At 68.0% G+C, this 20,962-nt stretch carries 16 protein-coding genes and 1 tRNA gene; 7 read left to right on the forward strand and 10 right to left on the reverse strand.

What is annotated here, in order from left to right; genetic code table 11:
- Positions 1-188: 188 nt before the first annotated feature.
- Positions 189-1,166, reverse strand: a complete 978-nt coding sequence (locus ACFY0T_RS24895; protein ID WP_388875142.1) for an NAD(P)-dependent alcohol dehydrogenase — start codon at positions 1,164-1,166, stop codon at positions 189-191.
- Positions 1,167-1,315: 149 nt separating this feature from the next.
- On the opposite strand from ACFY0T_RS24895, the gene ACFY0T_RS24900 reads away from it, so the two are divergent.
- Positions 1,316-2,020: a TetR/AcrR family transcriptional regulator gene (locus tag ACFY0T_RS24900; protein ID WP_388874500.1), complete on the forward strand. Its 705-nt coding sequence runs from the start codon at positions 1,316-1,318 to the stop codon at positions 2,018-2,020.
- A 21-nt stretch (positions 2,021-2,041) separates the two neighbouring features.
- Here the strand turns inward: ACFY0T_RS24900 and ACFY0T_RS24905 are convergent, their stop codons facing one another.
- Positions 2,042-3,268, reverse strand: coding sequence for an amidohydrolase family protein (locus ACFY0T_RS24905; RefSeq protein WP_388874504.1), 1,227 nt, complete (start codon positions 3,266-3,268; stop codon positions 2,042-2,044).
- 176 nt (positions 3,269-3,444) lie between these two features.
- Between ACFY0T_RS24905 and ACFY0T_RS24910 the strand changes: the two genes are divergently transcribed.
- From ACFY0T_RS24910 to ACFY0T_RS24925, 4 genes are all read left to right on the forward strand, one after another.
- A complete protein-coding gene (locus ACFY0T_RS24910; protein ID WP_388874507.1) occupies positions 3,445-3,894 on the forward strand; it encodes a DoxX family protein in 450 nt (149 codons plus the stop codon).
- Positions 3,895-4,167: 273 nt separating this feature from the next.
- A complete protein-coding gene (locus ACFY0T_RS24915; protein ID WP_388874510.1) occupies positions 4,168-4,590 on the forward strand; it encodes a hypothetical protein in 423 nt (140 codons plus the stop codon).
- Between the two features lie 204 nt (positions 4,591-4,794).
- The gene (locus ACFY0T_RS24920) at positions 4,795-5,358 is read left to right on the forward strand and encodes a hypothetical protein (RefSeq protein ID WP_388874513.1); all 564 of its coding nucleotides are present in this window, start codon (positions 4,795-4,797) and stop codon (positions 5,356-5,358) included.
- 515 nt (positions 5,359-5,873) lie between these two features.
- Positions 5,874-6,134 (forward strand): hypothetical protein, encoded by a 261-nt coding sequence (locus tag ACFY0T_RS24925; RefSeq protein ID WP_388874516.1) that lies wholly within the window; start codon positions 5,874-5,876, stop codon positions 6,132-6,134.
- A gap of 168 nt (positions 6,135-6,302) precedes the next feature.
- Here the strand turns inward: ACFY0T_RS24925 and ACFY0T_RS24930 are convergent, their stop codons facing one another.
- Positions 6,303-6,581 (reverse strand): hypothetical protein, encoded by a 279-nt coding sequence (locus ACFY0T_RS24930; RefSeq protein ID WP_388874518.1) that lies wholly within the window; start codon positions 6,579-6,581, stop codon positions 6,303-6,305.
- 248 nt (positions 6,582-6,829) lie between these two features.
- Positions 6,830-7,357 carry a DUF4232 domain-containing protein gene (locus tag ACFY0T_RS24935; protein WP_388874521.1) on the reverse strand — a complete coding sequence of 176 codons (528 nt, stop codon included), beginning with the start codon at positions 7,355-7,357 and terminating at the stop codon, positions 6,830-6,832.
- A 651-nt stretch (positions 7,358-8,008) separates the two neighbouring features.
- Here ACFY0T_RS24935 and ACFY0T_RS24940 point away from each other — a divergent pair.
- Together ACFY0T_RS24940 and ACFY0T_RS24945 are read left to right on the forward strand one after the other, a co-directional pair.
- On the forward strand, positions 8,009-12,019 hold the full coding sequence (locus tag ACFY0T_RS24940) for an AAA family ATPase (protein WP_388874524.1): 4,011 nt from the start codon (positions 8,009-8,011) through the stop codon (positions 12,017-12,019).
- Between the two features lie 378 nt (positions 12,020-12,397).
- Positions 12,398-12,994, forward strand: a complete 597-nt coding sequence (locus tag ACFY0T_RS24945) for a cation transporter (RefSeq protein WP_388874526.1) — start codon at positions 12,398-12,400, stop codon at positions 12,992-12,994.
- Positions 12,995-13,195: 201 nt separating this feature from the next.
- Here ACFY0T_RS24945 and ACFY0T_RS24950 read toward each other — a convergent pair.
- The 6 genes from ACFY0T_RS24950 to recF form a co-directional block, all read right to left on the reverse strand.
- Positions 13,196-13,269, reverse strand: a tRNA-Ile gene (locus ACFY0T_RS24950).
- Positions 13,270-13,370: 101 nt separating this feature from the next.
- Positions 13,371-14,075, reverse strand: a complete 705-nt coding sequence (locus ACFY0T_RS24955; protein WP_388874529.1) for a DUF3566 domain-containing protein — start codon at positions 14,073-14,075, stop codon at positions 13,371-13,373.
- A gap of 18 nt (positions 14,076-14,093) precedes the next feature.
- Positions 14,094-16,688 carry a DNA gyrase subunit A gene (gene gyrA / locus ACFY0T_RS24960; RefSeq protein ID WP_388874532.1) on the reverse strand — a complete coding sequence of 865 codons (2,595 nt, stop codon included), beginning with the start codon at positions 16,686-16,688 and terminating at the stop codon, positions 14,094-14,096.
- A gap of 42 nt (positions 16,689-16,730) precedes the next feature.
- Positions 16,731-18,794 carry a DNA topoisomerase (ATP-hydrolyzing) subunit B gene (gene gyrB / locus ACFY0T_RS24965; protein ID WP_388874534.1) on the reverse strand — a complete coding sequence of 688 codons (2,064 nt, stop codon included), beginning with the start codon at positions 18,792-18,794 and terminating at the stop codon, positions 16,731-16,733.
- Between the two features lie 460 nt (positions 18,795-19,254).
- Positions 19,255-19,824 carry a DUF721 domain-containing protein gene (locus tag ACFY0T_RS24970; RefSeq protein ID WP_388874537.1) on the reverse strand — a complete coding sequence of 190 codons (570 nt, stop codon included), beginning with the start codon at positions 19,822-19,824 and terminating at the stop codon, positions 19,255-19,257.
- Positions 19,821-20,942 (reverse strand): DNA replication/repair protein RecF, encoded by a 1,122-nt coding sequence (recF, locus tag ACFY0T_RS24975; RefSeq protein ID WP_388874539.1) that lies wholly within the window; start codon positions 20,940-20,942, stop codon positions 19,821-19,823. The genes ACFY0T_RS24970 and recF overlap by 4 nt, the downstream gene beginning before the upstream one ends.
- Between the last annotated feature and the right edge of the window lie 20 nt (positions 20,943-20,962).

The following is a 20,962-nucleotide window of genomic DNA, read 5'->3' on the forward strand; positions in this document are numbered from 1 at the left end:
ACGACTTGCTTGCCCTCCGTGCGTTTCACTGAACCGGCCGCGCCAGTCAGCGTCTGCTGGAGGCGCTGACAGGAGTCGCCATCGGCATCTGGGCGGGCGTCAACCTGCTCCTGTCGGCGACCGACTCCCTCACCCACTTCTGCCGACGGATCTCTGGCGCAGGACAGACGGATCTCTGGCGCAGGACGCTAGATCGTGATCACGAGCTTGCCGCGGGTCTGTCCCTCCAGCATGTGGCGGATGGCTGCGGCGACTTCGCCGAGTGGGTAGGTCCGGTCGACGACGGGGGTGATCTTGCCGGACTCGATCAGCTCGCGGAGGGCCATGAGGTCTCCGGCGTTCTCCGGCGAAACGAAGGTGCCCAGCGTTTGGCCGACGAAGGGAGACAGCAGATGCGCCCGGAGCTGACGGTCAGTGCCGCCGAGCCACCGTCCATCGGTCTCTCCTCCGACGATGACGAGGCGCCCCCGGGGAGTGAGGGCGCGGCGGAGATGTGACAGCCGGCGGTTGCCTCCGATGTCGAGAATGACCTCGTAGCGGTGCCGGCCGTCAGCGAAGTCCTCTCGCGTGTAGTCGAGGACGTGGTCCGCGCCGACAGCGCGCACCGTATCGACCTTGGCCGTGCTGCACACGCCCGTGACGTCGGCTCCGTAGGCCTTGGCGATCTGCACGGCGAAGGTGCCCACGCCTCCGGATGCACCGACGACGAGTACCTTCTGCCCAGCCTGGACTTGTCCATGGTCACGAACGGCTTGCAGGGCGGTGAGCCCGGATATCGGGACGGCGGCCGCCTGGGCGAAGGAGAGGTTGGCCGGCTTCGGTGCGAGCTTGTCCGGTCGGGCGCACACGTACTCGGCAAACGAGCCGCCGCTGGTCCCGAACACCTCGTCACCCTGCTTGAGGCCGGTCACGTCGGTGCCGACGGCTTCGACGGTTCCTGCGAGGCTCCGGCCCGGGTTGGCAGCCTTCGGCCGACGCAGGCCAAAACCTGCGACTCGGATGGGATAGGGCAGGCCGGCCATCACATGCCAGGTACCGCGGTCCACGCTTGCCGCGTGTACGCGGACCAGGACTTCGTCGTGCTGGATCGTGGGCTTGTCGATCTGCGCGAGCCGGAGGACGCCTTCGGGCGCAGGACCGTATTGCTCCTGGACGATCGACTTCATGGTCCCCGCGCCGGCGGCCGGGGCGGCTGACTCTCGCACGTTGTCGAACTGCTCGCTCTGCATTGCGACCCCCAGATCCTCGAAAGCTTACGCCGTAAGTTCATACTTACGGCGTAAGCTTGTCAAGGTTTGACGAGAGGATCTTGCAGATGGCCAGGCGGAACGCTGGAACTCGAGCGCCCCGCATCCCGCTGAGCCGGGAGCGGGTGCTGCACGCCGCCGTCGCCCTCGCCGACGAGAGCGGGCTCGAGGCGCTGAGCATGCGCAAGCTCGGCGAGGCGGTCGGGGTCGAGGCGATGTCGCTGTACAACCACGTCGCCAACAAGGTCGACCTCCTCGACGGCATGATCGACGTGGTCTTCGGTGAGATCGGTCTGCCGTCCAGCGAGGACGACTGGAAGACGGCGATGCGAGAGCGGGCCGGCGCGGTTCGCCGCGTCCTGTCCCGCCATCGGTGGGCGATCGGCTTGATGGAGTCGCGGACCTCACCTGGTCCGGCGACGCTGCAGCATCACGACGCCGTCATCGGATGCCTGCGGAATGCCGGCTTCTCCGTCGAGTTGGCCGCGCATGCGGTCTCGGCACTCGACAGCTACATCTACGGATTCGCTTTGCAGGAGCGGAGCCTGCCGTTCGACACTCCGGATGAGACCGCGGAACTGGCGCAGGCGATCCTGACGACGTTCCCCCGTGATGCCTACCCGCACCTGGCCGAGCTGACGACCGAGCACGTGCTCCAGCCCGGCTACGACTACGGCAAAGAGTTCGAGTTCGGACTCGGCCTGATCCTCGACGGGCTCGAGAGGGCGGGCGACGGGACCGGGAACCGACCGGTGTCACCGCAAGGCTCCTAGCCGATCGAGATCAGTTGCCTTCTAAGCCTGATCCCCCTGGTCAAAGGACAGCTCCAGCATCCGGATGGCGTTCCCCCGCAACAGCTTGTACGTCACGTCGTCAGGGAGACCAGCCACGTGCTCCGCGGCCACCCGCTTCGTGTCCGGCCAGGTCGAGTCGACATGCGGGTAGTCGGTCTCGAAGGTCGCGTTGTTCACGCCCACGGTCTCGATGGCCTCGATGCCGTGCTTGTCGCGGAAGAAGCAGCAGAAGATCTGCCGGTAGTAGTACGACGACGGGGGCTCCGGGATCAGGTCGCGTACCCCGCCCCAGGCCCGGTGCTCCTCCCAGACGTCGTCAGCGCGCTCCAGGGCGTACGGGATCCATCCCATCTGCCCCTCGCTGTACGCCAGCTTGAGCCGCGGGAACTTCACCAGCACCCCGCTGAACAGGAAGTCCATCATCGACGCCATCGCGTTGTTGAAGCTCAGCGACGCCTGCACGGCGGGCGGAGCATCCGGCGAGGCCGCCGGCATCTGTGACGACGAGCCGATGTGCATGTTGACCACGGTCCCGGTCTCCTCGCACGCCGCGAAGAACGGGTCCCAGTAGCCGGAGTGGATCGACGGCAGCCCCAGGTATGTCGGAATCTCGCTGAAGGTCACCGCTCGCACGCCCCGAGCCGCGTTGCGCCGGATCTCCGCGACCGCCAGGTCGACGTCCCACAGGGGGATGAGACACAGCGGAATCAGCCGCCCGCCGCTGTCGCCACACCACTCCTCAACCATCCAGTCGTTGTAGGCGCGGACGCACGCGAGCGCGACCTCCTTGTCCTTGGCCTCCGCGAAGGTCTGCCCGCAGAAGCGGGGGAACGTCGGGAAGCAGAGCGAGGCCTCCACGTGGTTGAGGTCCATGTCCTCCAGGCGGGCCTTCGGGTCCCAGCAGCCACGCCGCATCTGCTCTCGGGTGATGCCGTCGAGGGTCATCTCATCGCGGGAGAACCCGACGGCCGCGATGATGCGCTTGTACGGGAAGATCTCGCCCTCATACCGCCACCAGTCGGTGACCTGGCCGTTCGGGTCCGTGGTGAACCGGTACTTCCCGCCGACGTACTGAAGGTCGCCAATGCCTGCGGTGAAGGGCTTCGGTCCCTTCTCCCGGTACCTGCCCGGGAGCCATGTCTCGAAGAGGTGCGCAGGTTCGATCACGTGGTCATCCACGCTGATGACCTTGGGCAGATCCGTTGTGTTGCTCTCGTTGCTGACCACGCCTTACCCCCTACTGCTGCCTGCCGATTCCCTCACAAATATCTGACGGTCCATCAGATTCAGGCTAGGGGACCACCCCCGCGACAGCAAGAGCGGGCTGCGCCACCACTCTTGCGATCTCGAACATCGTCCGCTGAACTGACGATCCATCAGATTTAAGGCGGAGGGAACCAGAGATGCAGACGGTGTGGCTCAGCGGTACCGAGTTGTTCGCGGTCCTCCGTATCGGCCTTGGGCTGTGGTGGCTGGAGAGCTGGCGTCACAAGGACAAGAAGGATTGGTTCACCGGCGGCGGCATCACCTGGGCGGGCGGCATAGCAGCCAAACACCGCTGGCCACTCGTACGGCTTGGCTTCGACCGCGTGGTGAGGCCACGTCCTCGCCTGATGGCATACGTCGTCGCCTACGCGGAGCTGGCCCTCGGCCTCGGCCTCACCGGCGGCTTCCTCACACCGATCGCTCTCATCGGCGGACTGGCGCTCAATCTGATCTATCTCGTGCTGATGATCCACGACTGGGCCGAGCAGGGGCAGAACCTGATGATGGCCCTGATCTCCGTGGTCACCCTGCTGGCCATGGGTTGGCAGTCGTGGTCGCTCGACGCAGCGTTGGGGCTCTTCGTGTAGCGCCGCCGAAGGGGGTGCTTGTTCGCACCCGTTCGTTATGAGTTGCGCGCGGTACGCCGGAATGCATTCCGGTTGCAAGCCGCGAGGCGTTGTAGGAGCGTGGTGAGTGAGGCCTGGGGCTGCCGAACCAGCTGGTGAGAGCGCGGCAGCGGACTCCCGGCCCCGTTCACGGACGACCCCGCGATACCTAGCGCTCCCTTGGCCACGCCTGTCATTCCGGCGTCCGGGTCAGTCCGCATAGAACTCCTCATACGCCAACGAGCAGGTGGTTCCATGTCTACGCGCATGTCCCGCAACTCTCGCACTCTCGCGGCCATGGTCCCCATCGTCACCGCGGTGATGGTCGGCGGTCTCGTGACGGCCGGTCCGGCCTCGTCGGCGGCGCCCGCAGTCGGAACGGTGTCCTTCAGCGGCAAGGTGACCTGTAAGACGCAATTCCCGAACCCCAACACGTCTGTCCCCAAGCAGGTGTCGCTGGAGAGCGATGAGGACGACGCGTCGGGTCCCGCCAACAGCCCAGCCAACCGCAGGGCGACGTTCGGCCCCATCGATCTGGACGTCCCCTTGGACTCGACGTTCGACCTCACGGTCACCGTCACGTGTAAGGCCTCCGGGAAGCAGCCCCAAGAGTTCACCAGGACGATCCAGCAGGCCGACCTCACCGAGGGCGACCAGGTCAAGCTCAACATCAAGTAGGCGCACACCGCCCCGTACAGCCGCAGCCGCAGCCGCCGGTCTGACGGGGCGTCCGCCTTTTGCTCCGCCTGCTGGAACCCGGCGCCCTCGGCAGCGCACAGGTCCGGGTCCCGATGGCGGGCTGTTTCAGCAACTCGTGGACCCCACCTGCCCACACTCGTAAGATCATCCAGTCATCTTGAGGAGTCGCGGCTGGGGGACGAGTTGAGTACCGGCGAGCAGTTAGTGACCATCGCCGCCGTACTGCTTGGCGCGCTGATGACGCACATCACCAACTACCTGATGGAGAGAAGCCGGAACAGGTACCAGCTCCTCACGCGGTGGGACGACAAGAAGATCGACACGTACGGGGACTACGTGGACGCCGTGAAGGCGAGGATCGCCATGTCTGTTCGGCTGTACGAGGCGCGGGAGGGCCTGTCCGAGAGCCAGAGGTCTGAGCACGACTTGCGCGAGGACCTCGCGGAAGCCAGCCGCGTATGGGGTGGCTCCTTCGAACGCGTCATGCTGCTCGGTGGCGACGATGCCATCGAGGCGGGACACGAACTGAACACGGTGGTCGCAGAGATCGTCTGGCAGGCCACAGGAAAGATCAGCGGAAGCCTGGGTGAGTGGCGCCGGCGCAACCGAACGGCGTTCCGCGCGATCAACGCCTTCCACGAGGCTGCTCGGCAGGACCTCGGCATCCAGGGCAGCGTCACGGGCGAGCGACACCCCGACCGGGATCTCTTGCTCCCGCCTTCCCGCCTGGCGCCCAGCGACGACTGACGGCGCTTCGGACAGATCGAGGGCACAACCAGGGCACCGCTCTGGTCTCTTCACGCTCGACATGCGACCCTGCCGCGCACCCGTTGCCGGCCCCTGCTCGCCACGCGTACGGGTCGATGCGGGGGTCGATCACGTAGCACCGTCGTCCTGGCAGACGAGGAGATGCAATGAGCGAGCGCAACCGCCACGACCAACTGGGCACCTCACAGGCCGGAATCGCCCAGCCCCCGGAGGCGGCAGAGGCTACTCGCGAGGAGGCCCTGAGGACGGGTCACGCTGCACGCACCCAAAGTGCCGCATCCCGAGCCGCGGCCACCTGCCACTACATCGAGCAGCACGGCTGTGACGACAAGCACGAAGGCGGAGCGACAGGAAAGGAGATCGCTTGGAAAGCCGCCCATGCCGCTCGCGTTGCCGCTCAAGCCGTCGCCGTGCTCTCCACGAGTACTCCCGTCCCCGCGGCAGACTCGCGCTGTGCAAGGAACGCTTCCGCCTCCGCTGCTCAAGCCGCCCAGATGGGCCAGCTCCACGACGGCGCCAGTGAGCTCTCCGTTGCCGCCTATCAGGCCGCGCTCAAGGCGTCCCAGTGCGCCGCGGACGCCGCAGGCGCGGGAGCCCTCGGCGAGAACGAGACGTTGAACGCCACGGCGGACGCGGCTGAGGCAGCCGCCGTCGCCGCCGCCGAGAAGGCGGGATGGATGCGGCCGGGCCAAGCCGTTCCTCAGGTCTCGACGGGAATGCGGAGCCCTGAGCTGATGTCGATGATGCATCTGTGACGCCATCCGGCCTCGTCACAGATGGCCAACTCGGCCGCCCCGAGCGACCCGCTGTCGCCGGCCGCCTGGATGAGTGCCCGTCACGACGGCCTCAGGGCCGGAGGGCCGCCGCGCAGCGACGCGGCGGCCCTCCTCCTGTCCTTTGTCCCCTTCTAGGCCGTCGGCGCGTCAGCTGACGATGACCACCACGGGGACGCTGCTGAAGGGGTAGTACCCGGCGGACCCGAACGGGTAGCCGTACCCGAACCCGCAGTACGGGTTGAAGCCGCGGTTGAAGCCCACGCCGAACCGGCACCCGCCGTTCGCCTGGCTGCTGTGTGACAGCGACACGACGCCGTCCGTGGTGGCTGCGGCTGAGGCCGGGCTCGCGGCCGCCCCCACTCCCACGAGTACGCCGCCTGCGAGGAGGGCGGCGGCCAGGGTTCGCATGACCGGGTTCCTGTTCATATTTCGGTCTCCTTTGCCCCGAGATGTCCGCACCCCTCCGGTTTCTCCCCTCACACCAGGTAACACCTGATCGGCGGAACGTACCACCTGAGCGCCCCACAGCCCCGTGGTTCCGCGACCGTATTGAGCTACGGATCACAAGGTTGCCGGTTCGGATCCTGCCGAGTGCGCAGCAGCTCAGAAACGCCCGGGGATCGCCCCAAGGGCCTCTTGCGCAGGGCGGATCGAGGGGCTGGTCTGTGCGGGGTTCAGAAAGTGCCCTGGGTGTTGATCGGGCCGACCTGGAAGATGTTGGAGCAGATTGTCCATGGGGCCGGGATGAGGACCGCGGTGTGCGAGGCCGGCGGATAGACCCTCAAGTAGGTGCCGGTGGCAAGGCAGGGGCCGCCGATGGGACCGTTGGCGGTGCGGATGACCGCGGTGGCGGAGTGGGCCGGGGTGAGTGTGACAGTGGCGTAGGGCCGGCCGGTGCGGGTGGCGGCGGGGCCGATCTGGTGGTGAGCGGTGTTGAGGACGCTGACGCCCGGGTAGCCGCGGAGGGCGCAGCTGGTGGTGCTGGTGTTGATGAACCGGATCGGCCAATAGAGCGAGCCCGCCGCACCTTCCTTGCGGCCCATGGAGAGGTAGAGGTCGCTCGGAGTGCAGGTGCGGAGGCTCGTCGACGCTGGGGCTGCCGTCGTGCTCCACGCGGCGCCTGCGGCAGCGAGTCCCGCGAGGGCGGCGGTCAGAGAGGCGGCTGCGACGCGCCGGGAAAAGTGATGCGCGAGCGAAAACATGACACATCAGCCTCCATTGGGCGAATGGGTTGATGTGTGGACACCTTGAAGACTACCTCCCAGGCGAAAGGGTTGCGCTCACTCCCCGAGGCCGCCGGGGGCCGTGGACTCTTTGTGAACAGGTCATGGCCGGCTTGGCGCAGGCTGGGCCGTCTGAGTATCCGTCTCATTCACTGCCGGTCGGGGCAGTTCACGGCAGCACACCCAGGCGGACCTGGCCTGCGCCCCCACGTCGCGCCGTTCGGCACCGGTCCCTCCCCTCGTGCGGACCGGTACCGAACGGCGCGGGCGGCGTCGATCCTCGCCGTACCGGCGTGGATCGAGGAACGGCCGGACCCGTGGTCGGCACCACAGCGGTCCGGATGGGACCGCTCCACGGATCTCGCGAGCTCAGGCGACGAGACCCTCGCCACCGACTCATCATTCCGGCGGAAGTTGACCGAGAACGTGCGGCGTCATGAGGTGTCTCTCCGACCGCTGAGCTGGTGGCGTGCCTGGGCGACGCCCGGTTGATGCGCTACTGCGTCGTGATCGTGCCAGCTGTGGCTCCCGCCGAGGAGGTTCCGACGCCGAAACAACCCCTTAATCGCAGGTCAGCCATATAAAGTGGGTTTTCCGGTCCGGATGTCCAAGCGCGGGGGGAAGTAAGGGGTGGAGGCCTTGGGTTCCGACTCAGGGGCACGCACAGCCTTCGCGGAGCGTCTCGCGCTGCTGTACAAGGAGGCCGGCAACCCTCCGCTCAAGCGCGTGGCCGAGGCGGTCGTCCAGCTTCAGCGGGTCGACGAACGAGGGCGGCCCGTGCGGGTGTCCGTTCAGCGGATCAGCGACTGGCGACGAGCCAAGAACGTGCCTGCCCAGTTCGCTGCCCTCGCGGCGGTGCTGCACATCCTGATCCCCCAGGCGCGACGCTTGCGGCCCACACCGGTGTCCACGGGCCTGTACGACCTGGCCCAGTGGCAGCGCCTGTGGGAACGCGCGGTGGCCGACCCGGTCGGCGACCGCCCCGCGGCCTCCGCGGACGAGAGGGAAGGACCTCCGGTCGAGGCCCCGACCGTCCCTGGTGGCGTGTGCCCGTACCGGGGACTTGCTTCGTACCGTCAGCAAGACGCCCGGTGGTTCTTCGGCCGGGAGCGCAGTACGGATGCCCTCGTTGCTCAACTCCGCGCGGTGGAGACGACGGGTGGCTTGGTCATGCTCGTAGGCGCCTCAGGGGCGGGAAAATCCTCCCTGTTGAGCGCCGGCTTGGTGCCCGCGTTACGGAACGGCGCACTGGGTGACGAGAACAGCCAGGCGGGGGAGGTGCTGCAGCTCGTCCCGGGAGGCGATCCTCTCGCGGAGCTGACCCGCCGGATCCCCGAACTCGCGCACGTCGTCTCCGCCGCGGAGGAACCCGCGGCGAAGGAACCCCGAACTCCGCAATTCGCGCACGCGGTGAGGGAGAGCATCGCGGCATGGGCGCAACGCGAGACATCGTCCGCCATCCGTCCGGTCGTCATCGTGGATCAGTTCGAGGAGGCGTTCACCCTCTGCTCCAACGAGGCGAGCAGGCGCACCTTCATCCAGCTCCTCCACGCTGCGTGCACGCCCGCCGACTCGGGCGACACAGCTCCCGTGCTCGTAGTCCTTGGCATACGCGCCGACTTCTACGAGCAATGCCTCGCGTATCCCGAACTGGCCGACGCCCTGCAACACCGGCACATGGTGCTCGGGCCGCTGACCACCACGGAGCTGCGCGAAGCGGTGACCGGCCCGGCCAAGGCCGTGGGACTGGAACTCGAACCAGGGCTGGCGGAGCTCATCGTCCGGGAAGTGAGCGCCGACGGCCCCCGCGGGGCGCACGACGCCGGGGTACTGCCGCTCCTCTCCCACGCCCTGCTCGCCACCTGGCAGCGGCGGAAGGCGGGAAGGCTGACGCTGGCCGGCTACCGCGCGGCGGGCGGCATCCAGGGAGCGGTGGCGGCGACCGCCGAGCGTGCCTGGTCCGACCTCGACCCGGCGGCGCGTACGGCCGCGCGGCTGCTCCTTCTCAGGCTGGTGCGGCTGGGCGAGGACACCCAGGCCACGCGTAGGCGGGGGACACGGCGCCAACTGGCGGCGGAGTCGACGGACCCCAACAAGACGGAGGAGTCGCTCGAAGCACTGGTGCGCGCCCGGTTGGTGACGCTCGACGCGGAGACCGTGGAGATCACCCATGAAGCGCTGCTCCATGCCTGGCCACGTCTGCGCGACTGGATCGACGAGGACCGGAACGACCACCTGCTGCGCCAGCGGCTGGAGGAGGACGGCAGGGCCTGGGAGGGCTCGAACCGCGACTCGTCACTGCTCTACCGGGGCTCCCGTCTGGAACAGGCCCACACCTGGGCGAAATCCGCCGGTGACACCTTTCTGACCCGGAGCGCGGTGGAGTTCCTTGCCGCTTCGGTCAGGCTGCGCAAGCGCACGGTCTGGATCAGCCGCAGCGCGGTGTCGGCTCTGGTCGTCCTGGCGATACTGGCTGCCAGTGCGGCGGTAGTGGCATGGCAGCAGCGGGACGATGCCGTGTTCGAACAGGTGGTCGCCGAGGCCGATCGCGTCCAGCACACGGATCCGTCGTTGTCCGCTCAACTCGACCTGGTGGCACACCGCTTGCGGCCACACGACGAGGGCACGAGCAATCGCTTGATCTCGATCGTGAACGCGCCGCTCGCCACGCCGCTGCTCGGCCACACCGGCGCCGTCTACCTCACCTCGTTCAGCCCGAACGGGCGGATCCTGGCCACCGCCAGCTACGACCGGACCGTTCGACTGTGGAACGTGGCAGACCCGACTCGGCCCAAACCCCTGGGCAAGCCCCTGACCGGCCACACGAGTTGGGTGAGCAGCGCGGTCTTCAGTCCGGACGGCCACACCCTCGCCAGCGCTGGAGACGACGGCACGATCCGGCTGTGGAACGTGCGGGATCCCAGCCACCCGCAGCCCATCGGTAAACCCTTGACCGGCCACGGCGGCACGATCTACCTGCTCGCCTTCAGCCCGGACGGCAGCACTCTGGCCTCCTCCAGCGAAGATCACACCGTTCGCCTGTGGGACGTGGGCGACCCGGGCCGGGCGAAGGCTCTCGGCAGGGTGACCGGCCACACCGACGCCGTGCGCTCCGTGGCGTTCAGCCCCGACGGACGGACGCTGGCAGCCGGCAGCGACGACGGCACGATCAGGCTGTGGGACATGGCCGAGCCCCGTCATCCGGTGCCGATACATGGGGTGCTGACCGGCCACACGGACACGGTGCACTCCGTGGCCTTCAGCCCCGACGGCCGCACTCTCGCCAGCGGCAGCTCGGACGACACCATCCGGCTCTGGAACGTGGCCGACCCACATCACGCGACACCGCTCGGCGCGCCGCTCACCGGCCACACCGGTCCCGTATGGTCAGTGGCTTTCAACCCCGACGGAAACATGCTCGCCGCCGCCAGCGCGGACAGCACGGCGAGTCTGTGGAACGTCAGTGATCCGGCATATCCGTCGCAGGTCGGCGAGCCGCTCGCAGGCAGCGGCGGCGAGATGTACGCCTTGGGCTTCAGCCCCGACGGCCGGACCCTCGCCACCGGGAGTGGCGACAACATGGTCCGCCTGTGGTCGATACCGACGTCGGACATGATCGGCCGCATCGGAGCGTTCCGCCAGGACGGGCGGGTGCTCGCCACGGCCGCGCGCGACGGAAGGGTTCGGTTGTGGAACGTGGAGACTCCCAACCGGCCCGTGCCGCTGGGCAAACCGTTCACGCCCGGGGAGGGTGAGGTGCGTGCGCCGGCGTTCTCCCCTGACGGCCACACACTCGCGTTGCTGACCGGAAACCGCGCAGTGCAGCTGTGGAACGTCACCGACCCGACTCGGCCTGTCGCCTACGGGCCGCCCGTCGCGCTGCGGACACGGTTCGCGGCCGCGCTGGCCTTCAGCCCGGACGGGCGCATGCTGGCAACGGCCTATGACGACCGCACCATCCAGTTGTGGAACGTCAGCGACCCGTCCCACCTGCGTCCGCTCGGCGCGCCGCTCACCGGCCACAAGGGCTACGTCAACTCCCTCGTCTTCAGCCCGGACGGCCGCACTCTCGCCAGCGGCAGCGCGGACGACACCATCCGACTGTGGAATGTGACCGACTCCCGTCATGCCGCCCAACTCGGCGCTCCTCTCACGGGACACCTCGGACCCATCAACACGCTCGCCTACAGTCCGGACGGCCATACGTTGGCCAGCGGCAGCGACGACAACACGGTCCGGCTCTGGAACATCACCGACTCCCGCAGGGCAACCCGGCTGGGCAAGCCCCTCACCGGCCACACCGAAGCGGTCGTGTCACTGACGTTCAGCCAGAACGGCGACACCCTGGCGAGCGGCGGCAACGACAACACGGTCCGGCTCTGGAACGTCACCCTCCCGTCCGAGGTCGCCCCCATCGGTCAATCGATGAGCCCGAACGCCAAGACAGGCAATTTCTTGTCGTTCAGCCCCAAGAGCCACATGCTCGGAGTGTCGAGCGGCACGGACACCGTCCGGCTGTGGAACCTGGACGCCGACGAGGCCATTCGTCGCATTTGCTCGACCACTCGGGGCGTTCTGACGCCGGAAAAATGGCACGAGTATCTGCCCCGCCTGTCGTACGAGCCTCCGTGCGATCAGTAACAGAGCACAGGCTCGACCTACAGCGGGGCTCCCGAGCGTGATCCCGATCACACCCCCCTGTTGCGGCTGAGCCGTCGACTCCCGCCACACAAGCAGCCTTGTTACTGTTGGCCACAGCCCGATCGCTGGTGCATCCCCCGTCGCCAGCGGTCGGGCGTTCGCATTTCGCGGGGAGAACATCAACAACGTGGCCAGGCGTGTGCGGAAGCGTTCATCACGCACCCTGCCGTGGCCAGATCTCGCTGTCCGATGGTTCCTACCGCCGAGCTCTCCCATGGCAAGTAGCTTTCCGATACGGGGCAGGGGGTCCGCATCGGGGCAATGGACGGCAATAGATCTCTTTCCCCGGCGCTGTCCATGGCCTGGGAGAATCCTGCGGTGACCACCTTGGACGACGCTGCCCGCGCAGCTCTGCTCCGCCGCGGCTTCGCCCTGGAGTACGCCACCCTGAGCTGGAACGTGATCGGCATCGTCGTGCTCGCGGTGGCAGCTGTCACGGCCCGCTCGGTGGCGCTGGCCGGGTTCGGCCTGGACTCCCTGATCGAGATCGGCGCGTCCGCCGTGGTGGTCTGGGAGCTGTCCGGCACGGGCGAGGCACGCCGGCGCCGCGCCCTGGGGCTGATCGGCGTCGGCTTCGCGGCGCTCGCCCTGTACCTGCTGGTGCAGTCCACCTGGGCGCTGGCCAACGGCTTCCACCCGCACACCTCGCCGTTGGGCATCGGCTGGACGGCGATCACCGCCGCGGTGATGTTCTCCCTCGCCTTCGGCAAGGCCCGCACCGGCGCAGCGCTCGGCAACCCGGTGCTGACCACCGAGGGCAGGGTGACGCTGATCGACGGGCTGCTCGCCGCAGCGGTCCTGCTCGGCCTGCTCCTCAACGCCGCCGTCGGCTGGTGGTGGGCCGACCCGATCGCCGGGTACGTGCTGGTCTACTACGCGCTGCGCGAAGTGCGGGAGATCTTCTCAGGTCACTGACCCGCCGGCCCACCGCCCCGCGTTCGCCTCACCAACGGCTGACGCCGGGGAGGCCGGGAGAAATCCGGGAGGCGATCAAGCGCGACCGATCCGACGTGGACCACGTCACACCAACGCGGACCAACACCCCGCGCCAGCCCCAAAACGAAGAGCGGGCGCTTCCCACCTGGGGAAACGCCCGCTCTCCTCGATCTTCGTCTGTGGGGCTAACAGGATTTGAACCTGTGGCCTCATCCTTATCAGGGATGCGCTCTAACCAACTGAGCTATAGCCCCGCCGCGCTGTGCGGTGTGTGTCCCGCGCGCTGACCTCTGAAGATTAGCGCACGACGCGGCCAGTCCCAAAATCGATAGTCGGCGGATGTTTGAGAGGGCCCTTACTCGTCCTCGGCCAGGGTCAGCTCCACGCCGCCGACGAAGCCGGCGGAGAGGTTGTAGATGAACGCTCCGAGCGTGGCGAGCGCGGTGGCGAGGACCACGTCGATGACCGCGATGACCGAGGTGAACATCAGGACGTGCGGGAGCGAGAGGAAGGCCTGGAGGTCGAATCCGTTGGATTCGTTCGAGCCCGTCGCCTCGGAGATCGTGCCGCCGACCGTCGAGAAGACGCCCATCGCGTCCATGACCATCCACAGCACCGCGGACGCCACGATCGTGCAGATGCCGAGTGCGATGGAGAGCAGGAAGCTGACCTTCATCACCGACCACGGGTCGGCCTTGGCGACCCGCAGCCGCGCCTTGCGCGTACGCGGCGTCGTGCGCGCCCCGGTGCGAGGTCGGCGCACCGCGCCCGCCGGCGGCTGCTGCGCCGGGTATGCCTGCGGCGGGTGATACGGCTGAGCCGCCTGCGGCTGCCGCTCCCCCGGAAGCGGCGAACCCGGCAGCGGCGAGCCCGGCGCCGGTGGCGCCCCGGCCGGGGCCGCCTGCCCGCCCGCGTACTGCTGGGCCTGCGGGCCTCGGGTGTCCGTCACAGTTCCCCCCTGGGATCCATGAGAGTCATGGGAGTCAGTCGTATCCGTGGCGGGGCCACGACCGCCGTCCGTTTCCCTACCGGTCGATCCGGCGCCCGTGGCTCCGCTCACGATGACTCACTCCTCGCGCTACTCGGCCGAGGACGGCTCGCCCTCGTCCGTACCGACGGCCTCCACGCCCTCGGCGGTCTCGTCCACAGCGACATCGCCGTCGACTTCCTCCGCCTCGCGACCGGCCTCGGCGTTACGTGCGATACCGACCACGGCATCGCGCTTGCCCAGGTTGATCAGTTGGACGCCCATGGTGTCACGGCCTGTCTCCCTGACCTCGTTGACTCGCGTGCGAATCACACCGCCGGACAGTGTGATGGCGAGGATTTCATCCGTCTCCTCGACCACCAGCGCGCCGACGAGCGACCCACGGTCCTCGACGATCTTGGCGGCCTTGATACCGAGGCCGCCGCGACCCTGGACGCGGTACTCGTCGACGGCGGTCCGCTTCGCGTACCCACCGTCTGTAGCAGTGAACACGAACGTACCGGGTCGAACAACATTCATCGAGAGGAGCTCGTCTCCCTCGCGGAAGCTCATGCCCTTGACGCCCGAGGTGGCACGGCCCATGGGGCGCAGCGCGTCGTCCGTCGCGGTGAACCTGATCGACTGCGCCTTCCTGCTGATCAGAAGCAGATCATCTGCTGCCGAAACCAGCTCGGCTCCGATCAGTTCGTCGTCGGAACCGTCCTCCGTTTCACGGAGGTTGATGGCGATGACGCCGCCCGAGCGCGGGGAATCGTAATCCTTCAGGGGCGTCTTCTTCACAAGACCGCCCTTGGTGGCGAGCACCAGATAGGGCGCCGCTTCGTAGTCGCGGATCGCGAGGATCTCGGCGATCGCCTCGTCCGGCTGGAAGGCCAGCAGGTTGGCGACGTGCTGTCCACGCGCGTCACGGCCGGCGTCGGGAAGCTCGTACGCCTTCGCCCGGTAGACGCGGCCCTTGTTGGTGAAGAACAGCAGCCAGTGGTGCGTCGTCGACACGAAGAAGTGGTCGACGATGTCGTCCTGCTTCAGCTTCGCGCCGCGTACGCCCTTGCCGCCCCGCTTCTGCGAGCGGTAGTCCTCGGTCTTGGTGCGCTTGATGTAGCCGCCGCGCGTGATGGTGACGACGATGTCCTCTTCGGCGATGAGGTCCTCGATGGACATGTCACCGTCGAAGGGGACCAGCTTGGAGCGTCGGTCGTCGCCGAACTTCTCGACGATCGCGGCGAGTTCCTCGCTGATGATGCCGCGCTGACGCACCGGCGAGGCGAGGATCCCGTTGTACTCGCGGATCTTGGCCTGGAGTTCGTCGTGCTCCTGGATGATCTTCTGGCGTTCCAGAGCGGCGAGGCGGCGCAGCTGCATCTCGAGGATGGCGTTGGCCTGGATCTCGTCGATCTCCAGGAGGCCCATCAGACCCTCGCGCGCGATCTCGACGGTGTCGCTGCGCCGGATCAGCGCGATGACCTCATCGATGGCGTCCAGGGCCTTCAGGAGGCCGCGCAGGATGTGCGCGCGCTCCTCGGCCTTGCGCAGCCGGAACTTCGTACGCCGGACGATGACCTCGATCTGGTGGCTCACCCAGTGGCGGATGAACGCGTCGAGCGAAAGCGTGCGCGGGACGCCGTCCACCAGCGCCAGCATGTTGGCGCCGAAGTTCGTCTGCAGGTCGGTGTGCTTGTAGAGGTTGTTCAGGACGACCTTGGCGACCGCGTCGCGCTTCAGGACGATGACCAACCGCTGGCCCGTACGGGACGACGTCTCGTCGCGGACGTCCGCGATGCCGCCGATCTTGCCGTCCTTCACCAGGTCGGCGATCTTCTGCGCGAGGTTGTCCGGGTTGACCTGGTAGGGCAGCTCCGTGACCACCAGGCACTGGCGGTTCTGGATCTCCTCGACCTCGACGACCGCGCGCATCGTGATGGAGCCACGGCCCGTGCGGTACGCCTCCTCGATGCCCTTTCGGCCCACTACAAGGGCGCCGGTCGGGAAGTCGGGGCCCTTGATGCGCTCGATCAGAGCGTCCAGGAGCTCCTCGTGGGAGGCCTCGGGGTGCTCCAGGTACCACTGGGCGCCGGCCGCGACCTCACGGAGGTTGTGCGGCGGGATGTTGGTGGCCATGCCGACCGCGATGCCCGCCGAGCCGTTGATCAGCAGGTTCGGGAAGCGCGACGGCAGGACGGTCGGCTCCTGGGAGCGGCCGTCGTAGTTGTCCGTGAAGTCGACGGTCTCCTCGTCGATGTCACGGACCATCTCCATCGACAGCGGCGCCATCTTGCACTCGGTGTAGCGCATGGCGGCCGCGGGGTCGTTGCCCGGAGAGCCGAAGTTGCCGTTGGAGTCCACCAGCGGCATGCGCATCGACCACGGCTGCGCGAGGCGGACCAGCGCGTCGTAGATCGAGGAGTCGCCGTGCGGGTGGTAGTTGCCCATGACGTCGCCGACGACACGGGCGCACTTGTAGAAGCCCTTCTCGGGCCGGTAGCCGCCGTCGTACATGGCGTACAGGACGCGGCGGTGGACGGGCTTGAGACCGTCCCGTACGTCGGGCAGCGCGCGCGACACGATGACGGACATCGCGTAGTCGAGATACGAGCGCTGCATCTCGGTCTCGAGCCCGACGGGCTCGACGCGCAGGACGATCTCGCCGCCCTCTTCAGGCGTGACTGGAATGTTCTCGTCGGCCATTGCTGGTGAAGATCCTTTCTGGTGCGGTCAGCTGAGACCGACTCAGATGTCGAGGAAGCGGACGTCCTTGGCGTTGCGCTGGATGAACGCGCGGCGCGCCTCGACGTCCTCGCCCATCAGGACCGAGAACAGGTCGTCGGCCTGGGCGGCGTCGTCGAGGGTGACCTGACCGAGGACGCGGTGCTCCTGGTCCATCGTCGTGATGCGCAGCTCCTCGGCGTTCATCTCACCGAGACCCTTGAAGCGCTGGACCGAGTCGTCCCTGATCCGCTTGCCGTTCTGGCGGCCGAGCTCGATGAGCGCGTCGCGCTCGCGGTCCGAGTACGCGTACTCGAAGTCGTCCCGGCCCCACTTGATCTTGTAGAGCGGCGGGCGGGAGAGGAACACGTGCCCGGCCTCGACCAGCGGCCGCATGAAGCGGAACAGGAAGGTCAGCAGCAGGGTGTTGATGTGCTGGCCGTCGACATCGGCGTCCGCCATCAGGATGATCTTGTGATAGCGGAGCTTCTCGATGCCGAAGTCCTCGTGGACTCCGGTGCCGAAGGCGGAGATCAGCGCCTGGATCTCCTGGTTCTGCAGGATCTTGTCGATCCGCGCCTTCTCGACGTTGAGGATCTTGCCTCGGATCGGGAGGATCGCCTGGTACTGCGGGTTGCGGCCGGACTTGGCCGAGCCGCCGGCGGAGTCACCCTCGACGATGAAGATCTCGCACTTGGTGGGGTCGTTCGACTGGCAGTCGGAGAGCTTGCCCGGCAGGGACGCCGACTCGAGGAGACCCTTGCGGCGGGTGAGGTCACGCGCCTTGCGGGCCGCCACGCGCGCGGTGGCCGCCTGGATGGACTTGCGGATGATGTCCGCGGCCTCGTTCGGGTTGCGGTCCAGCCAGTCGTTGAGGTGTTCGTAGACCGCCTTCTGGACGAAGGTCTTCGCCTCGGTGTTGCCGAGCTTGGTCTTGGTCTGGCCCTCGAACTGGGGCTCGCTCAGCTTGACCGAGATGATCGCGGTCAGACCCTCGCGGATGTCGTCGCCCGTGAGGTTGTCGTCCTTCTCACGGAGCAGCTTCTTGTCGCGCGCGTACTTGTTGATCAGCGAGGTCAGCGCGGCACGGAAGCCCTCTTCGTGCGTACCGCCCTCGTGGGTGTGGATGATGTTGGCGAAGGAGTACACGCCCTCGCTGTAGCCGCTGTTCCACTGCATCGCGACCTCGAGGGACAGGCTCTTGTCCTTGTCCTCGGCCTCGAGGTCGATCACCGTCGGGTGCACCGCGTCTCCCTTGCGGGAGTTGAGGTACTTCACGAAGTCGACGATGCCGCCCTCGTAGTGGTACGTGACGGTCTTGACCTCGTCCTTCTCGTCAGCACCCGCCTCGTCCGCCCCGGCGGTGGCCTTCGCCGACTCGCGCTCGTCAGTGAGTTTGATCGTCAAACCCTTGTTGAGGAACGCCATCTCCTGGAAGCGCCGCGAGAGCGTCTCGAAGGAGTACTCCGTGGTCTCGAAGATGTCCGCGTCGGCCCAGAAGGTGACCGAGGTGCCGGTCTTCTCGATGGCCTCGTGCTTGGCGAGCGGGGCCGTCGGGACGCCCAGCTTGTAGTCCTGCGTCCAGCGGTAGCCGTCGGTCCTGACCTCGACAGCGACCTTCGAGGACAGCGCGTTGACGACGGAGACGCCCACGCCGTGCAGACCGCCGGAGACCGCGTAGCCGCCGCCGCCGAACTTGCCGCCCGCGTGCAGGACCGTCAGCACGACCTCGACGGCCGGCTTGTTCTCGGAGGGGACGATGCCCACCGGGATGCCGCGGCCGTTGTCGACGACGCGCACGCCGCCGTCGGCGAGGATCGTGATGTCGATCGTGTCCGCGTGGCCGGCCAGCGCCTCGTCGACGGAGTTGTCGACGACCTCGTACACAAGGTGGTGAAGTCCGCGCTCACCGGTCGAGCCGATGTACATACCGGGTCGCTTGCGGACCGCGTCCAGACCCTCGAGGACGGTGATGGCGCTGGCGTCGTACGAGGCTGTGACCTCGCCATTGGCGCCGGCGTCGGTGGACGGGATGTTCTCGTTGGGGTTGCCGGAATCGGCCACGAAGCGCCCTTTCTGGCACAGCACAAGCCAAGCTCCCGGCGGGTGGCCGGAGCGGCTGCGGCGTGTTGCGTTGGTAAGCCTTAGTCAGCGTTGCACACCATTTCCCGATGGTCCCCTCGAGTGGGGCGGGATTAGCTTCCAGTCTACCGGTAGCGCCGACAGTGATGGGGGTTTGCCGGTACCTGAGTCCGCATGTGCCGCCCTGAACCGGTCTCGGCCGACTCCCCATATGCGGACCCGGGCCCAAAGAGGCTCACAGCGGCACTCAGCGCTTCCGGGTGTCAACCCTTGGCTACTGCGGAGTCAGGTCGGCGTTCGCCACCGCGTGCGGTCGCCCGTGGCGGACGGCTCGGGCCCGTCACGATCAGCCGTGACCGACGGCCGGGGCCGGTCGGGATCCTCCGTGATCGCCGGGCCGGGGCCGCTCGCGATCAGCCGCGGCCGGCGATTCCCGCAGGCCGCCGACGTCCGTGGGTGTAGCCGCTCACCCGTAGGTGTCGCCGGGCCCCGTGCTCCCGGGGGCGCGCAGGGGCCCGAAGCGGCGCGCGGGACCTCCGGGGCCCTGCACCTTGATCAGCCGCACCGTGCCGTGACCGAGGTCCTGGTTCAGCCGCGCCACCAACTGCGGGGCGAGCAGGCGCAACTGGGTCGCCCAGGCGGTCGAGTCGCACTGCACCGTCAGCACCCGCTCGTCCTCGTCATAGCGCTGCGGCACACAGTGCTTGGCCAGGTCGTCGCCGACGATCTGCGGCCAGCGGCCCATCACGCCGCCTACGGCGGCCGGGGTCTCCCAGCCGCGCTCCGTGAGCAGCCGGTTGATGGCGGCGCCGAGCGCCATGGGGTCGCGCCCGTCGGCGCGCGCACCGGAGCGCAGGCCGCCGCGCCGCGCCTGCTTCTTCTGCTGCGCAGCGTCCCCACGCGCGCGTGCCTGCTCCTTCGCGGCGCGCAGGGCCACGCGCGCGAGGTCGACGCCGGAGGGCTCGGGGGTCTTCTTCCTGGCCGCGTCGCCGGATGCGCCGTCGGGAGCGTTTTTTTCCGGTGTGTTCTCCGTCATACCCGCTCCACCGTGCCCTCGGAGACGGCATACCGCGTCCCCGCCAGTACGTCCGGTACGTCTTCGTCGACCGCGGCGGTCACCAGCACCTGCTCGCCCGATGCGACGAGCTCCGCGAGGCGCTCCCTCCTGCGCGTGTCCAGCTCCGCGAACACGTCGTCCAGGACCAGCACCGGCTCGTTGCCCTCGGCCCTGAGCAGGTCGTACGAGGCCAGGCGCAGCGCCAGCGCGTAGGACCAGGACTCTCCGTGGGAGGCGTATCCCTTGGCGGGCAGCTGACCGAGTTTGAGAAGCAAATCGTCTCGATGAGGTCCTACAAGGGTCACGCCCCGCTCGATCTCCTGCTTGCGGACCTCGGCGAGCGCCGCCATCAGCTGCTCATACAGGTCCTCGCGCGTGTGCGCCTCGCCGGGCGCTGACGGCTTGTACTCCAGGGCGATCGGCCCGCCGCCGGGCGCCAGCTGCTCGTACGCCTTGTCGGCCAGCGGCTGGATCGCGGAGACCAGGTCGAGCCGCTGCGCGAGCAGCTCGGCGCCCACGCGCGCGAGGTGCTGGTCCCACACGTCGAGCGTGGACAGGTCCATGGTGCGGCCGCCGTGCCGACGGGCCAGCGCGGCCGACTTCAGCAGGGTGTTGCGCTGCTTGAGGACCCGGTCGTAGTCGGAGCGGACCCCCGCCATGCGCGGGGAGCGGGCCGTGATCAGCTCGTCGAGGAAACGGCGCCGCTCGCCGGGGTCGCCCTTGACCAGGGCGAGGTCCTCGGGGGCGAACAGCACGGTTCGTACGATGCCGAGGACGTCACGGGGTCTGACCTGCGAGGACCTGTTGATGCGGGCGCGGTTCGCCTTGCCGGGGTTCAGCTCCAGCTCGATGAGCTGCTGTCGCTCGCCCTGGCGGACATTGGCCCGGATGATCGCGCGGTCGGCGCCCACGCGGACGAGTGGCGCATCCGAGGAGACACGGTGGCTGCCGAGGGTCGCGAGATAGCCGACCGCCTCGACCAGGTTCGTCTTGCCCTGTCCGTTGGGGCCCACGAACGCGGTGACGCCCGGGTCGAGCGGGACCTCGACCCGGGCGTACGAGCGGAAGTCGGCCAGCGACAGATGCGTGACGTGCATGGTCGTTCGCCGACCTCCCC

The organism is Streptomyces sp. NPDC001530 (assembly GCF_042894545.1).
In the GTDB taxonomy this organism is placed as follows: Bacteria; Actinomycetota; Actinomycetes; order Streptomycetales; family Streptomycetaceae; genus Streptomyces.